Here is an 18,838-nt window from a genome sequence, read left to right as displayed (position 1 = left end):
TAAAAGAATCTCAATCAACTGATTGGGATTCTTTTATTATAATCAAATTTTTATAAATGACAATTCTTGATAACTATCTGATATAGCAAATAATTTATACCCTTTTTTTCTTAATTTTTGCAATAGCATTTCGGTTTTCTGTTTGCCATCTTCAAAAAATCGCTCGTGAATTTCGAGTAATATTTGCTTAATACCAATTTCTGTATCCAAGATGTTATCCATTATATCGTATTCAGCGCCTTCTATATCCATTTTTAATACGTCAATATATGAATGTTGCAGCCTGTTTGTAATACTTTGTAAAGTTTCGAGTTGGATTTGTACCGTATTTGAACAATCTACAAATTGATGTGAATATAAACTACCAGAGATATTCTCTTTGTCTTTTGGTAAATTTAAGGTTGCCTGTCCAGAATATTTACCAATACCAATTTCTTCAAAATGAAAGTTGCTCGGAAGGATTTGATTTTTTACCCATGCAACAGATTTTGGTGTGGGATCAAACGCATAAATAGAACTTTTGTGATATTTAATTATATCAAGATCAAATGAAGTGTCTTGACCAATTCCGAAAGAATAAACAATAGATTCTCCATTCAAAACAGTAGGATTTACATAAAAGCCGCCATATTCATTTCCATACCATTTCTTGGTGCATTTATAATCAGTTTTCAAATATGCAATATGACCTATTTTAGATTTAATGCGATTTTTAAATCGTTTTATTTGGGGAATGTTGTCTAATGTTTTGAGAACCATTTATTTGTAATTGTATATAATAATAACGAATTATTATAAAAATATTATAATACAGGGATGAGATTATTGTGTAATTTTTGTATTAAAATATTTTAACCTCAAATTAAATAAATAATAATTTTCCTGTCTTTTATCTTTTTTTATTTTAAAATTATAACATTGAAAATCAAACACTTATAATCTTTATAAAATATTTTCTTTTAAAAATTATTTTTTACAAAAACTTTCTGTATCTTTAAATATTATTATTTCAAGTTAAAATAATTAATACAAAGAAATTAATTTTCAGTTTGCTTCTACCTATTGTAAACTAAAAATAACACCATGAAAAACAAGAAAAAGTATGTCAAACCTACAGGTAGGTTGTTGATGTTAGTTATGGAAAACTGTTTATGTAACTCTTCTGTTCCAGGAGGCGATGTTGACGATGTATTTTAATTGGTGATTGGGAAGATGGTGAGGGTGGTTACGGAAGTGGAGATTTGTAAAAATCTATACTATGAAAAATTTATCTTTAATTGGATGGCTTTAGTTGTTCTACTAAATCTAGTAGGATGTAATAAGCAAGATATTGGCAGTCCCAATAGTGAAGGTAAAGTGGCCTTACGCTTGACACTTAAAGGGATACATAATTTCACCTTGGATAAAAATGCACTTTCTAATAAATTAGATGGGCTACAGGTTCAAAAGATGTATGAAACTCATGATGGTTTTGAATCTACGAGTTCTTTTGCGATTGATGCAAAAGAAAATATAAAATCTGCAAGTGCTGCAATTGGTTCAGAGCCTTCCAAATTGGAGGAGGGAGTCACTTATCGCTTATTGGTATACCATGTAAATGATCAAAATGAACAGGAATTTTTTGATAAGATGGATTATGTTACTCGTAGAAATGAACCGGATGGGCCGATAATAAGTGCAAATTTGGGCGATAAAATCAAGTGGTATATCTATTCATATAATGACAAAGAAACAATTCCTGAAATTGAAGATTTAGATAATCCCATTGTACCTATGGGTATCAATAGAGATTTTGTCTATGCGAGTGGTGAAGTGGAAATTACAGAAGATCTAAATCCAATGGAAGTAATACTCCAAAGGAAAACAGCTTTAATTGCCGTTGAAATTGATGCTAGAGGGCTGTTTACTGATGAAATCAGAAGTATGACCTTCTCCTTGCCAGCAAATATACTTAAAACATCAAATTTTGACATCAAAGGAGGTGTTAATGTTGCAGGAAGTGTAATAGGTCTTCCACAACAAACCATTCCGCTATCATCTTTTACCAATATTGATGAAGGTTATAATGACCGCAAGCTAGTGTACATGCATACGGCAGTTCCTGAAGTTTGGAATAATTTCAGTTTTAGTTTACAAAATCTTTCAATCTTGCTTGATAATTCCGCAGTAAGAAGTTTTCCAACAACTGTTTTTGCTATTGCCAAACAATTTAATATCGAACCTGGAAAGCGTTATAGAGCTAAGATGGATTTGATAGAGTCCGCTTTGACTTTTGGAGGAGTTTCTTGGGCGAGAGAAAATTTGTATCGTACACAAGGAACTCGTAATCCTTATCGGTTTTATCACGAAAATAGGCAGACAGACGATTTTAGAAGTTATTTTTCCTTTAAAGGACATATACCTGGTAAATGGGGAAGTACAGTAATAGGAGAGCAGCGTGATCCATGTGCTTTGGTTTATCCAGCAAATAGATGGATTCAGCCCACAAAAGCTTCCTTTCTGAACTTGACACGTACTTCGACAAATCTTACTACGGATGGGATTTTACCAACTGTCGTAAGTAATTTGACGGATATTCTCGCTACAGAAGCTACCACAAATGCTGTTTTTGGTTCAAATTATATAGAGTATAATACTGCGCAAGGCTCAAGTGCCGTATATCCTGAGTCTTCGAATGTTTTGAGGTTCTATTATAATGGATATGATCCTATTGATATAAATGTATTAGGAGATGGATGGGTAAATGTAAATGTAAATGTAAATGTGATAGATACTTATGGTAAAGCTACTGCACTATGGACAAGTGAGCAAGGACTAAATGTGTTGGGGTTAGTTGGTGCTGGTGCTTGGGGATATTTTGGATCTACAAGACAAGTGTTTCTATCCAGTCAATTTCGGGCAAAGGGAATAAATTCTATTCAGCTGCTAAACGTAGATGCTTTAGGTCTGAATGTTGTTTCTTCCGCTCGAAAAAATGTACGATGTATTCGTAATCCAAATTGGGAGATCATTTCTCAACAAGCGGGGTACAATCCCGAACCAAATTACAATTAAAGGAATAAAATATAGTTGATTAGTTTTTTCTACCTATGAGCTAATAATGGTTGGTTTAGTGTGAAAGGCGGATTTTCCCAAGGGATTCGCCTTTTAAATTTAAAAAGCCAGATGCAATGCATCTGGCTTTTTAGTACCCAGCGCCGGAGTCGAACCGGCACATCCGAAGATATTGGTGTTTGAGACCAACGCGTCTACCAATTCCGCCAGCTGGGCTTGCTGTTTCATTTTCGACGTTGCAAATATAGATTTTTATAGATTAAAAGCAAAATTTTTGAGGCAAAAAGCATGCATTTATTTCGTGTATTCCTGTACTGATTTGAAAATTAAGATTTAATTTTTAGAACTATTTCTCTTGTCCCGCTTGTTGTCTGTAAAGCATGCTAATTCTCAAAGCTCTAAAAATACTTTAAGATTTTAATTCAAAAGCCAAAAATGGAGGAAAACACCCCTCTTAGTAAAGTTGTTTTCCTTGCTATAAAGCTGTGAGCTCATCTTAATTTTACATAACATATTTCGTTCTTCCCCCAAAATAGGAAGAGCGTAATATAATAATATAAATACTAACTATTTAAATATTCATTGTATGGCTGATTTATCAAACATTTTACCTGACCAACTGATGCATAGTGTGTTGGGTAAGCTTTACGAAATTTTGACAGGTGGAGATGCGACAGTACCTGCATCTAAAGATAATTTTTTTAGCTGGTGCTCACCAGGAATTCCGATACGAGCCGAAGACTTACGTTTTCTATCAAAGGGAGTTTCGGGCGTATACACACCCCAAAAGGATAGTGAAGGAAACATAATAGAACTTACGGAGGAAGAAAAAAACGTTATCAGAGCTACTGATACAGGTTGGCTTTACCAACAAGCAGAGAATTTTGCCCGTCTAGTAGATTTTGTACCCGATGTAACTGCTGCTGCCAATAATCAATTGTCTAAATTGAGTATTCATCATAACGAAGGAACATTGTCCCATTTGTATAAATATGCCCTTCAATTTAGTCAAGTGGCTAATACTGAGCTTTCGCAGGAAGAAAAAGCAAAAGTAGAGAAATTCAGAGAGCTTTTGCAGGTCAAAAGAATTAAGAAGGACCTTATTACAGACGAAGAAACAGAAGTAATAGAACCTAGTCCTTTGGTAGTCTTATACAATGAAAAAATGGCTGCTTATGTAGACGCAGTTTTAGAGTATAACACATATAGGGTGGATGCACTTGCCGCTGATAATCCTAGAGCAGTCCACTTTTGGGCTATGAATGCCTCTTCTCTCCGTAAGAAAGTACAAGCAGCAATGGCTGACTGGATTACCAATGGCTACAAAAACGAATATGATGGTATTGCTGCTCGGATAGACCAAATTATGTCGAAGGATTTGTCTTTGCTTAAAGCGGAATATAAAGATACATTGGAAAAAGCTAAATTGACAGGACTTGCTTCTGGCTCAGATTTCTATTACACCTCATTAGTACCAGGTAATTTTATGACAGGTGGCTGGACAAAATTCTCCTTTAGTTCATCTGATTATTCCCGTCATTCTTCCAGTAAATACACTTCCTATGGAGGCGGAGCTTCTGCTGGATTTTTAGGAATAGGTGCATCCGCAGGATATCAACATAAGGATTCAAGTAAGAACCAGAAAATTAATGCCTCTAATTTTAAATTGACTTTTGAAATGTGTCAGGTTCCTATTGTAAGACCTTGGTTAAAAACACCGTTTCTAACTTCCAAAGCATGGAAATTAGATCCAGGAAGTCCAGAGGTACAATCGAGAGGCGAATTCTTGAGTGATGGTGCAGTACCACCAAATGGTATTTTACCAGCATATCCCACCGCTGTATTGTTTATACGCAATTTGGTATTAGATTTTGGAAAATATAATTCGGAATATGCTTCCATCTTTAAATCCGATAAAGCAGAAACATCGGTAGGATGGGGGCCGTTTAGCGTAGATGCTCATTATTCATCAGCAAGCTATAAATCAGATTTAACATCGCATTCAGAAACGCAAGGTATTAGTGTAAGAGGAATGCAGATCATAGGTTTCAATTGCCATGTTTTGCCAAAAAGTCCCGACCCACTTCCTAATATCAAGAATTGGATTTAATAGAAAATATCATGTTTTTAAATGCCATAATATTCGAAAAACTGAAATCTGTATTTAATCAGTTAAATAAAGAATCAGGTCGATATTTTCTTACCTTTTCTCCAATTACTACGAGTTTCAATAACCAGGATTTTAATTTTTTGGATAATACTGATACTAACCACCAAATTTCCGATAAATATGAAAATCAAATGGCGTTCGCTCATCTTGCGAACGCCATTGTAAAAAATCAAAAAATATACGAGTTGAATGCGGAGTCTTTTTTGCAGGAAAATTATAAGAAAATATTTGATCAAGCTAAATTGATTGAAGGTTCACTTTCGGAGAATGATAAACAAAAATATAGAAATGCAAAAGCGGTGCTTTATCAAGAAGATGGTGAGACTAAATCTATAAAGTTTGAAAATTACAGCAAATTTAAAGCGAAATATGAAAGTCTGACCAAAGATTTGCTGATTTTGAATGATAACCTTATGGCTAATCCCAATGACACAGAGAGTTTATCAAAAAAAGCAGAGCTAGAATTTCTTCAAAATAAAGCTTTTAACGATTGGATAGTAGATGGTGACAAGGATGGGATTGAAAATGCCATTAAAATAGTTTCCAATATAAGCGAGCGATCTGTATTTGTATCGCAATGGAATCAGGAATATTTAAAACTTCGAGCAGATCTTTCTAAAGTGTCTACGATAGGTTCTAACATTGAGTTTTTACCAGTGACGTGTCTACCAAATGATATTTATAAGTATGAATACGCTGGTTGGAAAAAAGTAGTATTAGAAGAGAATGAAATTTCAAATTTAGAGCTTTCCGCTAAATCTTCTTTATCAGAAAGTCTATACAATGTATATAATAGTACCAATGTTGCTTATTCTAAAATTGAATTTGAATATATTTTTGTCACTTTACTTAGAAATTGGTTTAAACCAAATCTCATTAATTCTAGATTTTGGAATTTGACAGATCCACAGGTTGTTTCGGATGAAAATGACATTAATAAAGGACTGTTACCTGCTTATATCGAAAAATTTGTGTTTGTGAGACGGATTAACGCTTATAATAAAAGCACATCCGCACAAGATAGTCCCATCGTCACCGAAGAAAAAATTCCTCAAACCTACATTTTTAAGAATCTTGTAAGGAATAGGAAAAAGATGGACGTAGTGCAACCTCAGGTTTTGAGGATATCCAAAGTCAAACTCATGTCTCAAAATAAATTGATAGCTAAACCTTTAATCCGAAAAGTAGAATTGGCGGAAACCTCTCGTACTGGAACACAAGTAAAACCCAATTTGCATCAAACCCTAATACCCACTAAAATTTTACTACAGGGTGGTATTATTAATTTAGGCCAACAGAAAACAAAATTTAATCTTACGTTAACATTCAAGGATGTGGTCGGGAATTTATTGGTAGACATCAACATCTTATTAAAAAAGAATGAATCAGGCGTAATTTATTCTACAGAGACGGACAATAATGGAAAAGTAGTTTTTAATGATCTGGATAAAGGAAGTTATACTATTTCGATCCAACGAGAGGAATTGTATAATGACTTCGCTTCTGATATCAATGTCGATGCGGATATAACAAAGAGTTTTACTATAGAAAAAAGAAGTAATCCTTTTTTTGATATGATTTTAATGGGAGCGGTAAATTATAGATTTCCTAATCTTCCCAATCCTTTAGAGGATTACACCTATTCCTGAAAATTTATGAAAGTAAAAAACCTTCTCGATTGGAGAAGGTTTTTAGTACCCAGCGCCGGAGTCGAACCGGCACATCCGAAGATATTGGTGTTTGAGACCAACGCGTCTACCAATTCCGCCAGCTGGGCAAGCTGTTTTGTTGTTCGACAGTGCAAATATAGCGTTTCTACTTACATTGCCAAAGGAAAAATATCCGTTGGCGTTAAACTGCTTGATAATGAGTTTGAAAAATTATTAAGCAATTTATAATAAAACAAAAGCCAGCTCAACAAGCTGGCTTTTGAGGTTAAAAACCCATTTATAGTTAGTGTGCACTTAACTGATTTTTCTTTTCTTCATCAAATGAAGCTTCTAATTCCGCTAATTTTTTCTTACCATAAGCTACACGTGTAATCACCACAAATAGTACAGGTACGATGAAAATAGCTAAGAATGTTGCTGCTGTCATACCACCGAATACTGTCCAACCAATAGTTTGGCGAGAAACGGCACCAGCTCCTGTTGACAACATCAATGGAATAATACCTAAGATGAAGGCTAGGGAAGTCATGACAATTGGACGAAGACGTAATTTAACAGCGTCGATAGTCGCATCCAATAATGGCATACCGATATCCACGCGCTCTTTAGCAAACTCGACAATCAAAATCGCATTTTTAGCTGCAAGACCAATAATCGTGACTAAACCAATCTGCGCAAAGATGTTGTTATCCAATGTTGGAATAAACATCAAGGTCAAAATCGCTCCGAAAATTCCTAGAGGTACTGAAAGAAGGATGGAGAATGGTACTGACCAGCTTTCGTATAAGGCTGCCAATAACAAGAACACAAAAAGGATACACAATGCAAAGATTTGGATTGTTTTTGAACCAGACTGCTTTTCTTGTAAGGAAAGGCCAGAGAATTGATAATCGTAGCCATCTGTTAGCGTCTCTTCCGCTACTTCTTCCAAGGCTTTGATAACGTCACCAGAACTGTAACCTGGAGCAGCACTACCTGATAAATCAATACTTCTAAAGATATTGTAGTGATTCAGAATCGAAGGCATGGTTGTCAATTCGTACGATACCAAAGCACCCATTGGAACTGGATTACCTTGTGCATTCTTCACGTACAATTTGTTGATGTCTTCGATATTCATACGGTATTCGGTATCCGCTTGCGTTACCACACGGAAGTTACGACCGTATTTCGTAAAGTCATTGACATAGCTACTTCCTAAGTAAGAAGAGATAGTAGAGTAGATGTTCGAAATTGGAACACCCATTCTTTTTGCTTGCTCACGATTGACTTCCAATTTATAGTTTGGAGAGTTCGAGCTGAAAAGGGTATAAGCCATACCAATTTCTGGACGTTGATTTGCCGCAGCTAAGAATTTACCTACTTGAGCTTCGAATTGTTTGATATCTACGGTTTGTAAATCCTGAATTTGCATCGAGAAGCCACCTGTAGAACCCAAACCAGGGATGGCTGGAGGAGTTACCGCCAAGATACGAGCTTGTGAAAAAGCCGCGTATTTTGCCATAATAGCTCCAGTGATTTCACTAGCTGTACGTGTACGTTCTTTCCAAGGTTTTAATGAAACGAATAATGAACCACCATTCGATTTAAATGATCTATTTAAGATATTGATACCAGAGATAGATGTTACGTATTTGATTTCAGGGAAATCCTTACGTAAATCTTGTTGTAATTCTTCTAATAGAGCTTCTGTACGTGCCGAAGAAGAACCTTCTGGCAAGGTAACACCCGCGAAAAACATACCGCCATCTTCAGTAGGAATAAATCCTGTAGGTTTTGTTTGGAACATCCAGCCTGTACCAATGAAAATACAAAGCAATAGAATTAACATTAAAGGAGCTGCTTTAATTGCTTTTTGAACACCTTTAGAATATCTGTAGGTTACTTTTTCGAACCATTGGTTGAATTTGTAGAAGAACTTGTTTAATCCTCTTGATTCTTTGTTTACTGCTGATGGTTTTAATAATAACGAACACAATGCAGGCGTCAATGTCAAGGCGATGAATGCCGATAACATTACGGATACCGCAATAGTAATCGCAAATTGTTGATACAATTTACCCACCATACCTGGAATAAATCCTACAGGAACGAATACTGCTGCCAAGATTAGGGCAATCGCGATAACTGGCGCAGTGATATCTTTCATCGCACGCATAGTTGCTTCTTTTGCCGACATCTTGTAATGGTCGATATAATGCTGAACAGCTTCCACCACGACAATGGCGTCATCCACCACAATACCAATCGCTAATACAAAGGCAAGCATCGTCAGATTGTTGATGGAGAATCCAAACATTGTGAAGAAGATAAATGTTCCTACAATTGAAACAGGAATCGCTAATACAGGAATCAATGTCGCTCTCCAACTTTGTAAGAAGAAGAATACAACGATTGTAACCAAAATTAAGGCTTCCACCAACGTATGAATTACGGACTCAATAGAGGCATTTACCACGGAAACTGTTTCGTAACCAATGACATAATCTACATCTTCAGGGAAAGACTGTTTCAGCTTATCCAAAGTCTGCATAATACCTTCGGCAGTTTCTACAGCGTTACCTCCTGGAGTTTGATTTATCATCATACCTGTAGATCGCATACCGTTTACTTTGGTAGTCGTACCGTAGTTGAATTGGCCCAATTCTACACGTGCAACATCTTTTAATAAGACAATAGAGCCGTCTGTATTCGTTTTGACAACGATATTTTCGAAATCCTCCACTTCTGATAAGTCCGAATTGGTAATAACAGGATATTCAAATACCGTAGAAGTTTCTTGCGGACGACCACCAACAGAACCTCCCGGGATACGGATATTTTGTTCATTGATAGCCGTGGATATATCAGCGGGAGTCATGTTTAGGTTCGCCAATTTGTTAGCATCTAACCAAACACGCATGGAGAAAGGTTGACCGAATGCTGTAACATCACCTACACCATTTACACGCATCAACGCATCTTTTACGTATAAGTTTGCATAATTGGACAAAAACTTGTCATCGCGTGTTCCTTTTGGAGAAACCAATGAAACCAACATCAAAATATCGGAATTGGCTTTACGTGTAGTTACACCTAGACGACGAACAGCTTCTGGAAGGGAAGGTTCGGCAATACCTACACGGTTTTGCACGTCGAGTGTAGCAATATCGATGTCGGTTCCCACCTCAAATGTAACCGTGATTTGAGATTGACCATTAGACATACTATTTGAAGACATGTAAATCATGCCCGGAGTACCATTGATTTGACTTTCTATAGGAGTAGTCACGGTCTGCTCGACCGTCTGTGCATCGGCACCTGTGTAGTTCGCAGTCACCGTAACTGTTGGAGGCGCAATAGAAGGATACTGACTGATAGGTAAGGTCGTAATACAAATGGTTCCTATAATGGTAATCAATATAGAAATAACCATTGCGGTTACTGGCCTTTTAATAAATACTTCTGAAATCATTCTTATTTATTTAAAGTTTTGGCAAATATTATTGATTGTTTATAACGGGAGCTTCAACTACTTTTGTACCAGGTCGTAATGCTGCTGCTCCGTCCAATACAATTTTTTGTCCTGCTTCAAGACCTGAAGTAATGACTACTTTGTCTTGGATTTTATTTCCCAAAGTCACTTGTTTCAATTCTACTTTGCTACTATCATTAACGGTGTACACATTGAACACACCTAATTGTTCGAATACAGCTTTGTATGGAATGACAGTTTCTTCAGTAGCCGAAGTGCTCGCAACATTCAATGTCGTATTCATACCCGAACGAAGTGTATTCGCATTGTTGGCAAATGAAGCACGTACTTTTAATGTTCCGGTTTGGCTGTCTACAGCACGGTCAATGGTAGCAATACGTCCAGCTTCTGTGTAACGCGTTCCGTCAGGTAAAGTCACATAAATCTCTGTGCCACCAGCATTTGCTTGTAGCTTGGTGAACTCAGCAATATCGCGCTCGTTAATTTGGAATTCAACAGCAATAGGATTTGTAGATGAAATTGTATTTAACAATGTTGTGCCTGCGCTTACTAATGCGCCGTTTCTAACTTGAGAAATTCCTACAGTTCCTGAGAAAGGGGCAACGATAACAGAACGATGCAAGTTTGTTTGAGCCGTAGTCAAAGCAGCTTCAGCAGCTTGTACTTGTGCTTTTTGATTATTAACATCCGTGAAAGCGTAATCCAAGGTTTGCTTAGCAATTGCATCTTTCTCTGCTAACGTTTGGTAACGTTGCAAATCTTTTTGAACACGCTCTAAATTTGCTTTCGCAATAGCCAAATTAGCTTTTGCTTGGTCTACTGCTGCTTGATAGCGTGTACGGTCAATTTCGTACAAACGTTGACCTTTAGATACGAAAGCACCATCTGCTACGTAAATATTGGTGATATATCCAGATACTTCAGCGCGAATTTCTGTTTCTTGCAAAGCCACTACATTCGCAGGATAGCTTTTTACACCAGTCACAATCTCTTTGCCCACTACAGTCATACTCACGGGAGTAGCTGCATTAGCTTGTTGTGCTTGCGCGGCTTGTTTGCCATCTTTAGAATTACATGATTGTGCCAACAATCCTGAAATCAATAATGCTGAAAATAATTGCGTTTTATTCATTGTATTTATATTGTCTAAGTAGGTTGTTTCTAATTATTTGATGTGACAGTTCCTAATGCTTTTTGAATATCTAGTTTGCTAACTAATACTGCATATAAAGCATTCAAATAGTTTAATTGTGAGGTTTTTAAGTCTGTTTCAGCAGTCATCAATTCTAAGTAAGTTTTGACACCAGCATCGTATTGCAATTTGATGGTGTTATAGACTTCTTCCGAAAGTTCCATATTGCCTTTTGCGTTACGCCATTCGTTCATGTTGGCACGATAAGAAGCCATTGCTGCCGAGTATTGTGCGCTGATTTGATTTTCTAGATTTTGCAAATCCATTTCCAAACGTTGCTCTTGTAATTCTGATTTACGAATTTCATGTATTCTTTTACCGCCTTGAAAAATTGGGACCGATAAGCTAAGCCCAATATTGGAAGAAGGAATATTATTGCTGTACAAATCAGAAAACTCATTATTTCTATAGTTCAAACCATAGTTAGCATACGCGTTCAATTTTGGTAAGAAATTCCATTTTTGGTATTGCGTATTCAATTTTTGGATTTCTTGCAAATTTTGAATTTGCTTAAATTCTATACGATTTGCTATTTGTAAGATTTCTGCAGTATCCAATAAGATATTGCTCTCCATGTTTTGGTTAGCAAAGGATAGCGAAACGGATTCTTGTGTCGGAATATTTAATAAAGATTTTAAGAAATCGTATTTATATTGACGATTCTCTAAAGCCGATTTCAAACTTGCTTTTGCATTATTCAAGGAGATCTGTGCTCTTTTGAAATCCGTTTTATCCACCAAACCTACTTCATAACGCGAAGTAGCTTCCGTTAATTGTCTTTCCAGACGTGTAATATTTTCGTTGATGATTTTGATTTGTTCTTCACTTGTCAAAATATCATAATAAGCCTTGCTTACATCGACAATCGTATTGATTTTCGTGCTTTCTACATTCAAATCATTTCGTTCTCGGATGAATTTTGATGCTTTGGATACCTGAAATAATTGTGGGCTGATAATGGATTGTTCTGCTTGAAAGATTAAGGCACTAGTGTTCTTCTGTGCCATTTGCACTTCGCTACCTCCGATATTTACGGTAGGAACCTGAATAGCATGTCCAAGACTTCCTGTCGCGTTGATTTGTGGAAACCAACCTGATAGGGCAGAAGCAATTTCCTTTTCGCCAATTTCTTTGTCTAACTGTGCTTGTTTTAGGTCGATCTTGTTACGCAACGCGTACGTGATCAAATCATCAAGCGAAGCATTAGGTCCCAACTCAGAATTCGTCTGAGCTATGGATGTTCCGGTTACGGCACATAATAAAAGGGGAAGGAGATATTTAAATCTATATTTCATATTTATTCGTTGATTTTTATTCCAGTCCAGATGATGTCAATCAAATCTGTTAAATGTTGTTCGTTAAAAGGTATTTTTCCGTGTACTATGGTTTTTGCATAAGAAACTGCAGCTCCTATGTAAGCTGCACAAATCACTTTTTCATCGAGCTCTTTAATCTCCTGCTCATTGATTCCACGCTGAATAAATTTCATAAAAGCATTTTGTGCGTATGGACCTTCTTCCGATTCTTTTGTACGTACGGTTTCATTATATGGTGAATTGTAAAACTGTTCGAAAAAGCAGGAGTATTCGCGTTTTTCGATATGAAACAAGCAAAAGCTTTTGAAGACATTATAAAACTGTTCCTTATAGGACATGTCTTGGTTTACGTTTTGAAAAATATACGTATAAAGCTGTTTCCTGCAATATTGAAAAAGTTCTAATATGAGGTTATCCTTGGAGGGAAAGTAATGGTAAATAGTGCCAATAGCTACATCGGCATGCTTGGCTATCTGACTCATTGGTGTGCCATGAAAGCCGTTATCTTTGATAAGTAGCAAGGTACTTTTGAAGATACTGTCTATTTTGTCTGTAAATTGAACGTTCATTCGGTAGGCAAATGTAGCAATTCTTCAGACCTAAATATGTCAAAATCTTGTTATAAAAATAAGAGAATGAATTTCCAATGTTAAATAATTGTTAAAACAACAAAATTACTTGCATAGTGTATATAATACACTTATATTTGCACTATCATAATTTAGGTTTATAATTGGTTAGTAAAGGTTTTCATTCTCCCCGTTTGAAAACCTTTTTTTTATATTTATGTAACTAAATTCTGATTCGATTGAAATTTTTGTAACCTAATAATATAGTCTTCGAAAGTGTTAATTTGTTTTTGGGGGATGTCTGATTTTGTGATTTTATACTTGTTGGCTTTATCAGTTATAAATATATAATCACCGGATTTATAATCTGCCGTTATATTTTCAACATTGTAGGTAAACTTTTTATTTGGGAATACATAGAAGGTAATTGTATTATCAGATAATTTTACTAATGGTGTTTTCCAATTGTAAATTGCAACAATGAAATCATAAATGGCAATAAATAAGAAGATTAAATAATAAAATTTAAATCCTCCGTTTGGCTCAAATATAGCGATAGAAATAAGAGCTAAAAGGGCTATTCCAATTAGAATATTGGTGTAGATGGAAGATTTTTTTCTTTCTATAATCATAAGGCAATCTTAGGATTACCTTAAATACATAAAATAAAACGATATTAAGAGCATGCTTTAGATTCTTCCTAACATCAGAATGATGGTTAGAAAGCGAGGTTATTACAAATATTAGGAATAGATATTTCTCGATCTGCTCTCAAGTATGATAATGAGATTGCTGTGTGTTTCATAAAGACGTTCTTTATTTCGTCATTTCGAACGAACAATGTGGAGTGAGAAAATTACAGATTGGTACTGATATCGGGATGACAGATAAGTTTATGAATAAACCTATTTACAATCTTTAAGGCTTTGAGCTACTTCTTCTTGGGTAAAGGTAGAGTCTGCATCTCCGAAATGCGTAGTGACATACGTTAATATATAGGCAATATCGACATCATTAAGCGTACTCAACGCAGGCATATTTTGATTGAACGTTTCTCCGTTGATAACAATTTCACCGTCCAATCCATTTTTAATTATACAGACAAGTTGATTTCTATTTTGGGAAAGAAAATTTTTGTCGGTCAGCGGTGGATATAGTTTTCCTAATCCTTCACCTTTAGCACCATGGCAGTTTTGGCAATGAATTTTATATAGTTTTTGCCCATTCACAGCGTATTGCGCTGTTTGGATATTCAAATTATTATTATGGCATGATGATAATTGGGCAAAACCAATTATCATCAGACCAAAAATTAGCAGCGTATAAACGAATTTCATACTATTTGTATTCTGCTAATAAAATATCGATATCACTTAATAATTTTTCAGTTTCTTCGTCGCTAGTACCATCATAAACGCCACGAATATGTTTATCATGGTCGATAAGAACTAAATAACCCGAATGATCATATCCACCAGCCACATTTTCGTCTTCTTTAGTAAATACTAAATATTTATCCGAGATACCATAAATATCCGCTTTCGATCCTGTCACAAATTGCCATTGATCATTATCTATTCCTAATTTAGTCGCGTAAGACTTTAATACATGAGGTTGATCATGTTTAAAATCAATGCTATGTGATAAGAAAGCTACACCCGAATTTCCTTTGAATTTTTCATATGCCTTCAGCAAATTGCGTTGCATGGTAGGGCAGATGCTTGGACAATGCGTAAAGAAAAAGTTTGCTACGTAAATTTTGTTCTCAAAATTTTTATCCGAAATTAAAACACTATCCTGATTTAAAAACTCGAATTTTGGTATTGCAGGATAAATAGTATCAATCACAGTTTTACCATCAACCACTTTTTCTGCAACTTCTCTATCGCCTATGATAGGTAATTTCTTACTGTTTGATTGGCAGGCTAAAAAAGCTAGACAAACAGTTGCTACGGCTAAAATATTTTTAATCATGGCTATTAAAATTTACCCAACTTTGTATTACTTTCTAATGAAACATCCTCAAATTGCTTTTTCATCGCTTTTACTTTTTCCACTTCTGCTTTTTGATACGCTACGTCCGTACTGTCTGGAGCATAATCTTTCATCCACGACATCATATTGTCTGTAGCATTTTCTAGATTCGCTTTCAAAGTTTCCAAATCAGCTTTCACAGCAGCAGTATCTACGGATTTATCTTTTTGTGCGATGCTGCCCAAGTTTTCTAAAATAGAATCAATTTTTAGCGTAGCACGATCAAAGTGCGAAATTTGAGGCATGATTTCGTCATGTACTTTAATAGCCTCTTCCGCATATTGTTGTACTTGCGTAGCGTCTTTAGTTGATTTTTGCTGACAACTGCTCATCGTCACCATAGCGACACATGCAGCTAGAATAATTTTTTTCATATGATTACAGTTTATGCTGTTTTAACTTTATCTCTTTGTATATGTTTTAGTTTACTAAAGTCAAAAGTCAAATCTCGTATATAAATTTCATTTTGGCAAACGGCACATTTTACGCCATTTTTATCAAATACTTCGGTAGTAAAGGTTTTGATAACTTTTCCGTTTTCTTTTATGATGCTGAAAGCTTCATTTATCTCATCTTCATTGAGTTGAATACTATAAGTTAAATCAGTTGTTCCGGGTTTTAAGTAGTCAATTTTGGCAGATTTCAACCAGGCCACCGTCTTTTTTAAACCCTTTTGTTTGAATAACTGATCCAGCAAAATGGAATGCATAGGATCTAATGCCGAGAAAATCGTTCCTCCAAAAACTGTTTTATTGGAATTGATATTTAAAAAGCTTTTGTAAATCTTAACCTCAGCACCTCTAAAATTGTCGTATATCTTTTTCACCCAAATTCGTTGAAACAAAAATGGAGGATAAGTACGCAAAACCCACTTAAGACTCGATGGCGATAATTTCATGCGGCAAAAATACAATTAATTGCATTGACAATCGTCAAATGTGCGCAATTTGTTGTTTAAAATAATTTTCTGTGCTATCTTTCGCGCTTAATCAATCTAAATCATGGAAAAGAAAAGCAACATTTTTCTGTTGGTGACCGTCGCGGCTTTAGGCTATTTCGTGGATATATATGACCTCATTATTTTCTCTATCGTCCGTATCAAGTCCTTCCAGGAAATCGGTGTGCCCGAAGAGCTGATGCGCAGTAAGGGTGAATTTGTACTTAATATGCAAATGGGTGGACTGTTGCTGGGTGGTTTGATATGGGGCGTGATAGCTGATAAATATGGTCGTATCAAGGTGTTATTTGGTTCGATATTAATGTATTCGTTAGCAAATATCTATAATGGTTTTGTACAAGATGTGACCACATATGGAATTATTCGTTTCATTGCTGGCATAGGGTTAGCTGGAGAATTAGGTGCTGGTATTACCTTGGTAAGTGAAAGTATGCCGAAAAACAAACGTGGATATGGAACCATGATCGTAGCGGGAGTAGGAGTTCTAGGCGCGATCCTAGCTTATTATGTATCTGAGTGGTTTGATTGGCGTACGGCTTATTTTGTAGGAGGAGGAATGGGTGTTCTACTATTACTCATGCGCGTCGGAACATTTGAATCAGGTTTATTTTCTCATACCGCTTCTCAACAACATATTCAAAAAGGAAGTTTAAAACTATTATTTACGAGTAAGGAACGTATCGTTCGCTATATCTATTGTCTTTGTATCGGTTTACCGATTTGGTTTGTGGTAGGGGTGTTGGTGACTCAATCTCCTGAAATTGGTAAAGCTTTAGGAGCACCAGTTTTATTGAGTGCGGGTAAAGGTGTCATGTTTACCTACTTGGGTATTTCTGTTGGGGATTTCTTTGCAGGCTTACTTGCTCAATGGCTTAAATCCCGCCGTAAAGTCGTTTTTATTTGCCAGATTCTAATTTTGCTGACTTCTATTTGGTATTTAACTAGTCAAGGAATTAGCGAAGAAAAATTTATGCTGTTGGCTTTTCTAATGGGATTAGGGGTAGGTTACTGGGCAACTTTTGTGACTATCGCAGCCGAACAGTTTGGTACAAACTTACGTGCAACTGTAGCTACTACAGCACCAAACTTTGTCCGCGGTGCATTGATACCTTCTACCATGCTTTATGGTTTTTTAGTCGATCAATATGGAATAATATGGGCAGCTGGAATAACTTTAGTCTTGCTTAGTGGTATTGCCATCTTTGCATTATCTCAATTAAAAGAAAACTTTGATAAGGATTTAAATTATAATGAGGAGTAAATCTAAGTAACGTCTAAATCTACCTATGAATAAATTAATTATTGTTGGCAATGGATTTGATATCCATAATGGATTGTCAACGAAGTATTCAGATTTTTTAAAGTGGCTAATAAAAAGAGCTATTAATACGATAGAAGAAGATGATTTATTAGATAATCTAATTCGAATAGATATTACACCAATAAATGATAAATATTCAAATAATGCTCCAAAATATGCACATATAGATGAAGTTATCGATTTTATATTGGATTATAGTATTGAATTTCCTAAAGAGGGAATATTCTGTTATTTGAAGGATAAATTCTTAAATTATAAAATCAAAAATATATCTGAATTCTTTAAAACACTTTTAACACACCAGCTTCAGAAAAATTGGGTTGATATTGAAATGATGTATTATAAAGAGCTTAAACGATGCTTAAAGCTCATGCAGATTGAAGATAAAATTCAAGAAGCTGAAATTAAATTAGAATCTATTAATAAAGAATTGAATGTTTTAAAAAAATATTTAGTTATCTATTTAAGTAAAATATTAGAGGCAAGACAAAAAGTGAACTATGACTTTGATTATTCTGCTGATTCCGATATTAATGTTGATATTATTAAGGAGAAACATCATATCAAGAATTTATTAGATGAAGATTACACAGACGATAATAAAAAGTATATCAAACCCAAAGAAGTATGCTTTCTAAACTTCAATTATACTGGATTACCATATGATTTAAACAGGAGAAATTATCAGCATATCAATATTCATGGATCATTGCGAGGGGAAAATTTACCTGTATTCGGTTTTGGTGATGAAATAGATGCTGATTACCTAGAAATGGAGAAAACAAATATCAATGAATTCTTTACGCATATAAAATCGTTTGAATATTTTAAAAATTCAAACTATAGTAAATTAATGGAATTTATAAATAGTGATTCTTATGTTGTTTATATATGGGGACATTCTTGTGGTTTATCGGACAGAACTCTATTAAATATGATTTTCGAACATGATAATTGTGCTGCGATTAAACCATACTTTTGGAAAAAATCAGATGGGACTAACAATTATACAGAAATTACGCATAATATATCAAGACATTTTAAGAATAAACTAAAGATGAGAAATAGGGTGGTAAGTT

The 18,838-nt window shown here is 35.2% G+C and carries 15 protein-coding genes and 2 tRNA genes; 5 read left to right on the top strand and 12 right to left on the bottom strand.

Annotation, left to right across the window (positions count from 1 at the left end; all coding sequences use genetic code 11):
• Positions 1-42: 42 nt before the first annotated feature.
• On the bottom strand, positions 43-675 hold the full coding sequence (locus G5B32_RS11975; protein WP_165291765.1) for an FkbM family methyltransferase: 633 nt from the start codon (positions 673-675) through the stop codon (positions 43-45).
• A gap of 606 nt (positions 676-1,281) precedes the next feature.
• Here G5B32_RS11975 and G5B32_RS11970 point away from each other — a divergent pair.
• Positions 1,282-3,054 (top strand): hypothetical protein, encoded by a 1,773-nt coding sequence (locus tag G5B32_RS11970; protein WP_165291764.1) that lies wholly within the window; start codon positions 1,282-1,284, stop codon positions 3,052-3,054.
• A gap of 134 nt (positions 3,055-3,188) precedes the next feature.
• On the opposite strand, the gene G5B32_RS11965 is transcribed toward G5B32_RS11970, so the two are convergent.
• A tRNA-Leu gene (locus tag G5B32_RS11965) sits at positions 3,189-3,270 on the bottom strand.
• A gap of 370 nt (positions 3,271-3,640) precedes the next feature.
• Between G5B32_RS11965 and G5B32_RS11960 the strand changes: the two genes are divergently transcribed.
• Entirely contained in the window at positions 3,641-5,164 is a 1,524-nt protein-coding gene (locus G5B32_RS11960; protein WP_165291763.1) for a hypothetical protein, read from the top strand.
• Positions 5,155-6,873 carry a carboxypeptidase-like regulatory domain-containing protein gene (locus G5B32_RS11955; RefSeq protein WP_165291762.1) on the top strand — a complete coding sequence of 573 codons (1,719 nt, stop codon included), beginning with the start codon at positions 5,155-5,157 and terminating at the stop codon, positions 6,871-6,873. The genes G5B32_RS11960 and G5B32_RS11955 overlap by 10 nt, the downstream gene beginning before the upstream one ends.
• A gap of 46 nt (positions 6,874-6,919) precedes the next feature.
• Here G5B32_RS11955 and G5B32_RS11950 read toward each other — a convergent pair.
• The 10 genes from G5B32_RS11950 to G5B32_RS11905 all read right to left on the bottom strand — a co-directional run bounded on the left by G5B32_RS11950 (position 6,920) and on the right by G5B32_RS11905 (position 16,378).
• A tRNA-Leu gene (locus G5B32_RS11950) sits at positions 6,920-7,001 on the bottom strand.
• A 176-nt stretch (positions 7,002-7,177) separates the two neighbouring features.
• Positions 7,178-10,348 (bottom strand): efflux RND transporter permease subunit, encoded by a 3,171-nt coding sequence (locus G5B32_RS11945; protein ID WP_165291761.1) that lies wholly within the window; start codon positions 10,346-10,348, stop codon positions 7,178-7,180.
• Positions 10,349-10,376: 28 nt separating this feature from the next.
• Entirely contained in the window at positions 10,377-11,501 is a 1,125-nt protein-coding gene (locus tag G5B32_RS11940) for an efflux RND transporter periplasmic adaptor subunit (RefSeq protein WP_165291760.1), read from the bottom strand.
• Between the two features lie 29 nt (positions 11,502-11,530).
• On the bottom strand, positions 11,531-12,856 hold the full coding sequence (locus G5B32_RS11935; protein ID WP_165291759.1) for a TolC family protein: 1,326 nt from the start codon (positions 12,854-12,856) through the stop codon (positions 11,531-11,533).
• Positions 12,857-12,858: 2 nt separating this feature from the next.
• Positions 12,859-13,446 (bottom strand): TetR/AcrR family transcriptional regulator, encoded by a 588-nt coding sequence (locus G5B32_RS11930; protein ID WP_165291758.1) that lies wholly within the window; start codon positions 13,444-13,446, stop codon positions 12,859-12,861.
• 215 nt (positions 13,447-13,661) lie between these two features.
• The gene (locus tag G5B32_RS11925; protein ID WP_165291757.1) at positions 13,662-14,078 is read right to left on the bottom strand and encodes a hypothetical protein; all 417 of its coding nucleotides are present in this window, start codon (positions 14,076-14,078) and stop codon (positions 13,662-13,664) included.
• A 273-nt stretch (positions 14,079-14,351) separates the two neighbouring features.
• Positions 14,352-14,783: a c-type cytochrome gene (locus G5B32_RS11920; RefSeq protein ID WP_165291756.1), complete on the bottom strand. Its 432-nt coding sequence runs from the start codon at positions 14,781-14,783 to the stop codon at positions 14,352-14,354.
• A gap of 1 nt (position 14,784) precedes the next feature.
• Entirely contained in the window at positions 14,785-15,420 is a 636-nt protein-coding gene (locus G5B32_RS11915) for an SCO family protein (RefSeq protein ID WP_165291755.1), read from the bottom strand.
• A 5-nt stretch (positions 15,421-15,425) separates the two neighbouring features.
• Entirely contained in the window at positions 15,426-15,854 is a 429-nt protein-coding gene (locus tag G5B32_RS11910) for a transposase (protein WP_165291754.1), read from the bottom strand.
• A gap of 11 nt (positions 15,855-15,865) precedes the next feature.
• Positions 15,866-16,378, bottom strand: coding sequence for a YiiD C-terminal domain-containing protein (locus tag G5B32_RS11905; RefSeq protein WP_165291753.1), 513 nt, complete (start codon positions 16,376-16,378; stop codon positions 15,866-15,868).
• Positions 16,379-16,481: 103 nt separating this feature from the next.
• On the opposite strand from G5B32_RS11905, the gene G5B32_RS11900 reads away from it, so the two are divergent.
• Complete coding sequence (locus G5B32_RS11900; protein WP_165291752.1) at positions 16,482-17,699, top strand: MFS transporter; 1,218 nt, start codon at positions 16,482-16,484, stop codon at positions 17,697-17,699.
• A 25-nt stretch (positions 17,700-17,724) separates the two neighbouring features.
• Positions 17,725-18,838, top strand: a 1,114-nt coding sequence (locus G5B32_RS11895; protein ID WP_165291751.1) for an AbiH family protein, incomplete at its 3' end; no start/stop codon positions are given.

The organism is Sphingobacterium sp. SGL-16 (assembly GCF_011043515.1).
Classification (GTDB): Bacteria; Bacteroidota; Bacteroidia; order Sphingobacteriales; family Sphingobacteriaceae; genus Sphingobacterium; species Sphingobacterium litopenaei.
The sequence above is the reverse complement of the archived record's forward strand: the minus strand, read 5'-3'. Positions and strand labels throughout refer to the sequence as shown.